Here is a 7,029-nt window from a genome sequence, read left to right as displayed (position 1 = left end):
ATCGGTTCCAGCGGCTACTACGCGCGGATCGCAGCCGAAGGCGCCAACAGCGTCGTGGCTTCAGCCGGCCCTGGCACCACTGTTTCCGGCGCGGACGGCACATGGATTTCCCTAGCTGAGTTTAAGGACGGCAAATGCGTTGGCTTTGCCACCGGGTGCATCGGCAAGGGTGGCCTCAAGCCCAACACACCGTATGTCGCGAAGGACGGGAAGCTGGTCCCCGTATCAGGCCAATGACCATCTGCGACCAGCACCACGTCACAACCCCGCAAGAGGAAGTCCGCGCACATCTGCGCAAGGCCATCCGGGAATTGCAGGCGCTTGAGGCTTCGGTGCCTGTCGCATCGATGATGACTGTCCAAAGGCAGCGGGATTCAGCCCACAACTACATTGAAAACGTGGCCCTGCGTGTTGCTGAAATCATGCTCGATTGCACGCTGGCGGTTTCGTCTGTCGCTGCCTCTCTCGGCAATGATGACCGTTTCGATGTGAAGGGCATTCGGGAATGCATGATGGAACCGCTCAGGGATGGGCTTTTTGATGCCAGCCAATGGGCTGATGAACGGGAGTACGAAGATGCGTGAGCGCACAGATCCTCTCCATCAGATCATAGCCGACATAGCCAACGACGCGGCGAAGATGATCGTCTGGTTTGGCGTGTGCGGCGCTCTCGGCTTCATCATCTATGGGATTGGAGGGTGATGATGAGCTTCGCTCTCGCCTGTCGCGAATGCGCTCTTGGGCTCCTGAAAACAGCCCGTGAATGGAAGGCCGCGAACCGCCCCGATGAGGTCAAGCGCCTTGTCCGAAATGCCCGCTGGTACTGGCGGCACTACCTCATGAGGAAAGCCTGATGTCTGCAACAATAGCAAAAGCGCTGCACGAGGTCATGTCGAAAGTCGGCTATGTGCAGAAAACCGGCAAGAACGCATTTCACGGCTACAAGTATGCTGGCGAAGCCGATTTGCTCGACAAATTGCGTCCCGCGATGCTCGAGGCCGGTTTGCTTCTCATCCCCTCGGTCAAGAGGGTTTCCCCGGTCGATGACCACGGCAATGTCAGCGTCGAAATGGAATACACGCTGGCGCACAAGGACGGCGATGTCTGGCCCGAGAAAATCGGCGCGGCAGGCATGGGAAATGACCGTGCTAAGAACGGCGCGGTAGGCGACAAGGGCGTCTACAAGGCCATAACCGGCGCGAATAAATACGTCCTGTTCAAGCTGTTCCAGATCGAAACCGGCGACGACCCGGAAGTCGTAAGCGAACACGACAAGGGCGCGGAACCTACAGCAAAGCGCCAGTCCAGCGCATCGCTCAAACGGGATGATGTCTGGACCGAGATGACCAAAGAAATCCGCGAGTGCGGCACGCCGGTCAGGCTCAATACCTTGCGCCAGGCTTGGTCAAAGAAAGCAGTCGCCGACAAATGGCCCACCGCTTGGTGTGATGCTGCCGCTGAGGAATTCGACAAGGCCGAGAAAGAATTGCGCGCCATGGCGGAACGAGACGCCATCGAAGCCAACGGCCACGATCTTCGCAACCACCCGCTAAACGCAGGATAGGACGCATGGCTTACGACAACACCAATCGCGGCACCATCGCCAAGAACGACCGCAAGGAAAAGGACAGCCACCCGGACATCGCTGGTTCAATCAACGTCGAGGGAACCGACTATTGGATAAACGGCTGGCTGAAAACGAATAGCCGCGACGGGTCCAAGTTCTACAGCCTGACGGTCAAGCCGAAGGAACAGCGCGCTCGCGAAATTCAGCGCGAGCAAGGCATGTACGACCGCGACGACCCGCGCACGCAGGGATCGTATGGCGGCGCGGCGCCAGATCTGGATGACGAAGTGCCCTTCCTTTGCGAGTGGCGGTGACATGGACCGCATAGTCGAAACCGAGCACGACCGGGCAATGCTTGTCCGATTGCTTGAAGGGCAGAAGTTGCCTTTCACGGTTTCGATTGTCGCGGGTAAGCACCGCTCGACCGAACAGAACAAACTACAGCGGCTCTGGATGAAGGAAATTGCCGAGCAGAAGGGCGACATCACCGCAGAGGAAGCCCGTGGCTATTGCAAACTGACCATCGGCGTCCCGATCCTGCGGAGTGAAAACGAGGCTTTCCGGCTTCGGTATGACGAAATCGTCAAGCCCCTTTCCTACCCGCAAAAGCTGGCCCTGATGATGGAACCCTTCGATTTCGGGGTGACGAGGATCATGACCACAAAACAGAAAGCAGCATACCTAGATGGCGTTCACCGGCACTTTTCCGAGCAAGGCGTCATCCTGACAGACCCGGAAGCACGGAGGGCGGCATGACCAGATTCCGCGTTCTCACACGCCGCGCAATCAACAGCTGGGCCAACTGGAAAGCCAGAAAGGCTTTGTACCGGATCGACCCGCGTATGGCCGAACTGGATATGGCCCTACGCAAATGCAGGAAGTCTCATAAGCGAGGCTCGGCAGCAATCATCAGGGCCAAGCGTGAAATCATTCATGCGGATTTAGTGAAGCTATTCCCTGATCACAAAGACAGGGCGCGGGTAAGGGAAACGTGGTGATGTACGGCGACACAACTGAATTGCATGTTCTCCAATGTGGCAACTGCGGTGTCTGGCACGCCATCCCCAAGATGATGTTCGATACTTGCGTCGAAGAGGGCGGGTTCTGGCAGTGCCCGAACGGTCACTCTCGTGGCTACAGAGAAGGCCGCCGGGATCGTGAAGCCGTCCGGCGAGAACGTGACCAGTTAAAGCAGCGATTGGCGCAAAAGGACGATGAAATTACTCGCCAGCGCGAATTGCGTGAAGCTGCCGAACGCTCGGCATCCGCCCGCAAAGGCCAGATCACCAAACTGAAGAAACGCGCCACGGCAGGCCTATGCCCATGCTGCAATCGCTCTTTCCAAAACCTTCACCGACACATGACTTCGCAGCATCCGAAATACATGGCGGAGGAAGTTGAGTGACCCGCCCCGTCCCCGAATGGATAGCCAAGCATGACGGGCAGAATATCCCGCCTCGAGTGCGCCAGCGCGTCTATGACCGCGACAACGGCAAGTGCCACCTGTGCAAGCTGCCGATCAAAGTGGCGGAATCCTGGCAAGCGGATCACGTTCGCGCCATGATCAACGGCGGAGAGCATCGCGAAAGCAATCTCGCGCCTGTTCATGCGCGTTGCCATGTCAGCAAAACCGCTCGAGACGTAGCCGAGAAATCAAAGACGGCCCGCATCCGCCAGAAACATACCGGCGCCATCCGCCCCAAGCAGAAGATACCAGGCAGAGGCTTTGGCCTATCCGCACACAAGGCAAAGCGAGAGGCGAGAGCAACACAAAGCCTGCCTCCTAAGCGGCTTTTCGCCCAGCCCCGGTCAATAAAGGAGATGGAGTAGATGGCTGATAGATCGATCCTCTTTTCCGGCCCGATGGTCCGAGCACTTCTCGACGGCCGCAAGACGCAGACGAGGCGGATGCTGGACTTGGGGTGCGACGAGCCGCCCGCCTTCGTGCGCGACGGGATCGTAACGGCCTACGACGAACACGGTGCACCTTACCGCTGGCCACGCACGCACGCCATCGGCGACCGCCTCTATGTCCGCGAGGCTTGGCGGGCGGACAGCAGACTGGACGAATGTCGCCCTAGCCTAATCGCCGATTGCGAGCCGGTCCTGTACGAAGAGGACGGTTCGGTGCGACCAACAAAGTGGACCATGCGAGAGGCCGGGCGCTACCGCCACGGGCGCTACATGCCCCGCTGGGCATCGCGCCTCACCCTCACTGTGACCGACGTCCGTGTCCAGCGGGTGCAGGAGATCAGCCGTGGCGACGCCATGGACGAGGGTTGCGAGTTCCCGAACATGGCCGATGGACCGAACCCGTGCGACTGGTTCCGCGACCTCTGGAACTCCCTCAACGAAAAGCGTGGCTTCGGCTGGGAAGCGAACCCATGGGTTGTAGCGCTCACCTTCACCGTTCACCGCTGCAACATCGATCAGATGGAATCTGACCATGCCTGACCCCGTAAAGCCAGCACTGCCAGTAGAGGCAGTGGTGAAGGCGCTTCGCAAGCCCGGTACGTGGGCACGATGCGACGACGCCCTGATCGCGTCGAGCGCAGTTGAAACGCTTGTGCGTGATGACACTCCCTTCAAAGCCGCCGACCTCATCACCGCCCTTGCGGATGAGAACAAGGCGCTGAGGGAGGGGCTGAGGCCGTTTAGCGAGGCCCTGTCTCGATACGATCTGGGAGACGACGACCTGATTGAAATGACTAACAAGCTTCGCGGGCGGATAGCCGTCATGCGAGCCGAGCATTTCATCCGCGCCCGCACCCTCACCAACAAGGGGGACAATCGTGGCTGAGATAAAAGAGCTAGTGGAGCGGTTGCGGCAGTCTTTGCCGGTATGCCCTTTTGACACGCGCTCGCCCGACTACTGCAAGGACTTTTCAGGTAAGCCCTGCCCGGTATGCGGCGGAACGGAGGATGGCCCTGATAAATGTCGCGGCGCTGACACGCGAGTTATGAACGAAGCTGCCTCCGCTCTCGAAGGTCAGCCGTCATGAGCGCGCGGGAGAATGAATCTGCGCGACTGCTTGGAGCGCGCGACGGTTTGGTCTCCGCGCTTCTCAAAGTTCGCGGCCAGATTGCATCTATCGATGGGCGTTACGCACCCCGTATCCACCCCCGCCACGTTCGAAAGCGGGCAGAGCGTGACGCCGTGCTGAGACCGCTCCGCGAGGTTGAGCGCCAAATAGAACGAATGCGCGCCGAAGTTGTCGACGCATTCAAGGACCGCTCCCTCAACCCGGAGGGCCGGTAAATGAAGCTGACGGAAGAATGCGGCAACTGTCGCTTTTGGGCTGCGCGCGATGATCATGGATTCGCGATGGGCGGAGGGTACTGCCGTCGCTTCCCACCCTTCGCCCCTTCGGCATGGGTGCTTAGTCGCGGAACATCAATGGGCGGGCGGCCCGCCGAAGCATCTCCGAGTGGCAAGTTTCTCAACGACGCATGGCCCATGGTCCATCAGCAATCATGGTGCGGCGAGTTTCAACCCACAGGCCGTGAAGCACTCAAGGAACAGTCTGATGGATAGGAAAGAGCTTATTGAGCGGCTGGAGAAGCTGGAAAGGCCGGATCGGGAAATCGACTGCCTCATATGGGCGCACTTCGATGGCCGAACTGTTCGCGAGAGCGACAGGTTCATTCTTGCGCGTTCGACGCGCCCGCCTCACGATGAATGCGTTCTCGGGACCATAGACCCCGGCGAGTACAGCCGCAACTTTCAGTGCGAGGGATACCACAATCCGCCCGTGCCCGCCTACACCGCCTCGCTCGACGCGGCTATCGCTCTTGTTGAGAAGATGCGGCCGGGATGGACATGGGGCGCGGGCACAACCGACATGGAACAACACCCATTCGCCGCACAGGTTCGACAGAAGGGCGTCATCACGTCAGACCATGACTATTCGTTCGGGCCAACCCCCGCCATCGCTCTGCTGCTCGCCCTTCTCCGGTTCTATGGAGGAAGGGTAGATGGCACGGCCTGAAATCAATTCGTGCCTCACGCCAACGCCCGTCCGGGCTAAGGAGGCTGAGGTTTATACCTCGATCCGCGATACGGTTGTACGTGCTCACTGTGCCGCCAAGCGTCCCTCACACCGTTGTTGCGGCAAGATCACGCTCACACGCACTGATATGACGCTGAATTGCCCGCTGTGCGGCGATGCAAAATCCTTGATCCGCCCCACCCAGGACAAGCGCAGATGACACGGGCCTTGCCGCTCACTCAGCGCGAAGCTCAGACGCTCTTGAAGGCGGCTGAGGCTGAGGGCGGCGTTATAGAGATCAAGGTGGGCGAGAAGGTTATCCGCCTTATCCCCGCAACTCTCGCACAGAAAGAGCGGGCAATTGACGATGCGGAGGTCATACGGCTTTGACCTTCGACATGCCCCGGAAACTGCCTCCCTATGTTAACGTCCAGCGAAGCGGCAGACACGTCTATTACTATTTCCGGCGCGGCAAAGGGAAGCGCACTCCTTTGCCCGATCCCCGGGCCGATGATTTCATTGTCAAATATCAGGCGGCGCTTGCCGCCTCCGGCGAGCCAACACGCAAAATCATCACGGCGGGAACGCTGGAATGGCTGATCGCAAGATACCGCGAAACGGCCATTTATGCCAGCTTTTCCAAAGCCACGCGAAAGCAAAGAGACAACATTTTCAGAGGGATAATGGCGCGCGCCGGTGACAAACCATACCGCAATATTTCGCGACAATCGATTATTGCCGGACGTGATGATCGCGCCGCTACGCCAGCTCAGGCGAGGAATTTTCTGGACGCCATGAGGGGCTTATTCCGCTGGGCATTGGAGGCCGGACACGTATCGGCCGATCCAACTGCCGGCGTAAGGAATCCGCCCCGGCCCAAGGGGCCAGGTTTTCAGATCTGGTCGGAGGCGGAAGTCGATGCCTATCGGGCAACGTGGGCACTCGGCACAAGCGAACGTGTCTGGCTGGAGGTGTTGATCGGAACCGGCGCCCGGAGAGGCGATGCCGTCATTCTCGGCAGGCAGCACCTTCGCGACGGCATGATTGCAGTCGAGACGCAGAAGGAAGGCGTGTGGGCCTATGTGCCCGTTCTGGACACCATGCAGGAGGCCATCGAGAAAGGGCCTACAGGCGATCTGACATTCATTGTGGGGAAGACGGGTCGGAATTTCACCAAAGAGAGCTTCGGCAATGCATTCCGTGCGGCTTGCCGGGCGGCAGGGGTGCAAAAATCGGCGCACGGGCTGCGAAAATACGCAGCGACGGCCTATGCCGAAGCCGGTCTATCGGATGGCGAACTGGAATCAATATTCGGATGGGTGCGCGGCTCGGCGATGGCCGCCCACTATTCGAAGAATGCAGAGCGCAAGCGCATGGCCGAGGGTGCAGCGGAAAAGATCAGGAACACGTTGCGCCCAAATGCGGCAGGCGCGCGCCCAAACGCAAAAAAAACAGCAAGAAAAATCAGTGAGT

At 59.3% G+C, this 7,029-nt stretch carries 14 protein-coding genes and 1 pseudogene; 14 read left to right on the top strand and 1 reads right to left on the bottom strand.

What is annotated here, in order from left to right:
• The 11 genes from EP165_RS20565 to EP165_RS16985 all read left to right on the top strand — a co-directional run.
• Positions 1-237: hypothetical protein (locus EP165_RS20565; RefSeq protein WP_206075934.1), on the top strand; the 237-nt coding region annotated here is incomplete at its 5' end.
• Complete coding sequence (locus EP165_RS17025) at positions 234-584, top strand: hypothetical protein (RefSeq protein WP_127524019.1); 351 nt, start codon at positions 234-236, stop codon at positions 582-584. The genes EP165_RS20565 and EP165_RS17025, both read left to right, overlap by 4 nt.
• On the top strand, positions 577-702 hold the full coding sequence (locus EP165_RS20770) for a hypothetical protein (RefSeq protein ID WP_281040021.1): 126 nt from the start codon (positions 577-579) through the stop codon (positions 700-702). The genes EP165_RS17025 and EP165_RS20770 overlap by 8 nt, the downstream gene beginning before the upstream one ends.
• Positions 703-853: 151 nt before the next feature.
• Positions 854-1,564, top strand: a complete 711-nt coding sequence (locus EP165_RS17020) for an ERF family protein (RefSeq protein WP_127524018.1) — start codon at positions 854-856, stop codon at positions 1,562-1,564.
• Positions 1,565-1,569: 5 nt separating this feature from the next.
• Positions 1,570-1,881: a hypothetical protein gene (locus EP165_RS17015; protein ID WP_127524017.1), complete on the top strand. Its 312-nt coding sequence runs from the start codon at positions 1,570-1,572 to the stop codon at positions 1,879-1,881.
• A 1-nt stretch (position 1,882) separates the two neighbouring features.
• Positions 1,883-2,323 carry a hypothetical protein gene (locus tag EP165_RS17010; RefSeq protein WP_127524016.1) on the top strand — a complete coding sequence of 147 codons (441 nt, stop codon included), beginning with the start codon at positions 1,883-1,885 and terminating at the stop codon, positions 2,321-2,323.
• A complete protein-coding gene (locus tag EP165_RS17005; protein WP_127524015.1) occupies positions 2,320-2,565 on the top strand; it encodes a hypothetical protein in 246 nt (81 codons plus the stop codon). The genes EP165_RS17010 and EP165_RS17005 overlap by 4 nt, the downstream gene beginning before the upstream one ends.
• Positions 2,565-2,972 carry a hypothetical protein gene (locus EP165_RS17000; RefSeq protein WP_127524014.1) on the top strand — a complete coding sequence of 136 codons (408 nt, stop codon included), beginning with the start codon at positions 2,565-2,567 and terminating at the stop codon, positions 2,970-2,972. Before EP165_RS17005 ends, EP165_RS17000 begins: the two co-directional genes overlap by 1 nt.
• A complete protein-coding gene (locus EP165_RS16995) occupies positions 2,969-3,397 on the top strand; it encodes an HNH endonuclease (protein ID WP_127524013.1) in 429 nt (142 codons plus the stop codon). The genes EP165_RS17000 and EP165_RS16995 overlap by 4 nt, the downstream gene beginning before the upstream one ends.
• The gene (locus tag EP165_RS16990; RefSeq protein WP_127524012.1) at positions 3,398-4,021 is read left to right on the top strand and encodes a hypothetical protein; all 624 of its coding nucleotides are present in this window, start codon (positions 3,398-3,400) and stop codon (positions 4,019-4,021) included. It begins immediately after the preceding gene.
• Positions 4,014-4,367 (top strand): hypothetical protein, encoded by a 354-nt coding sequence (locus EP165_RS16985; RefSeq protein WP_127524011.1) that lies wholly within the window; start codon positions 4,014-4,016, stop codon positions 4,365-4,367. Before EP165_RS16990 ends, EP165_RS16985 begins: the two co-directional genes overlap by 8 nt.
• Positions 4,368-4,556: 189 nt before the next feature.
• Here EP165_RS16985 and EP165_RS16980 read toward each other — a convergent pair whose 3' ends face one another.
• Positions 4,557-4,883: a hypothetical protein gene (locus EP165_RS16980; protein WP_127524010.1), complete on the bottom strand. Its 327-nt coding sequence runs from the start codon at positions 4,881-4,883 to the stop codon at positions 4,557-4,559.
• Positions 4,884-5,094: 211 nt separating this feature from the next.
• Between EP165_RS16980 and EP165_RS16975 the strand changes: the two genes are divergently transcribed.
• From EP165_RS16975 to EP165_RS20800, 3 genes and pseudogenes are all read left to right on the top strand, one after another.
• Complete coding sequence (locus EP165_RS16975; protein WP_127524009.1) at positions 5,095-5,556, top strand: hypothetical protein; 462 nt, start codon at positions 5,095-5,097, stop codon at positions 5,554-5,556.
• A gap of 216 nt (positions 5,557-5,772) precedes the next feature.
• Entirely contained in the window at positions 5,773-5,946 is a 174-nt protein-coding gene (locus tag EP165_RS20450; protein WP_164743073.1) for a hypothetical protein, read from the top strand.
• Between the two features lie 8 nt (positions 5,947-5,954).
• Positions 5,955-6,905 (top strand): annotated as a pseudogene (locus EP165_RS20800) (tyrosine-type recombinase/integrase); the annotation flags it as partial.
• Positions 6,906-7,029: the final 124 nt, after the last annotated feature.

It is taken from the genome of Mesorhizobium sp. Z1-4, from assembly GCF_004000235.1.
Taxonomy (GTDB): domain Bacteria; phylum Pseudomonadota; class Alphaproteobacteria; order Rhizobiales; family Rhizobiaceae; genus RCIO01.
Note: the sequence above shows the minus strand (reverse complement) of the source record. Positions and strands in the feature narration are given on the sequence as shown.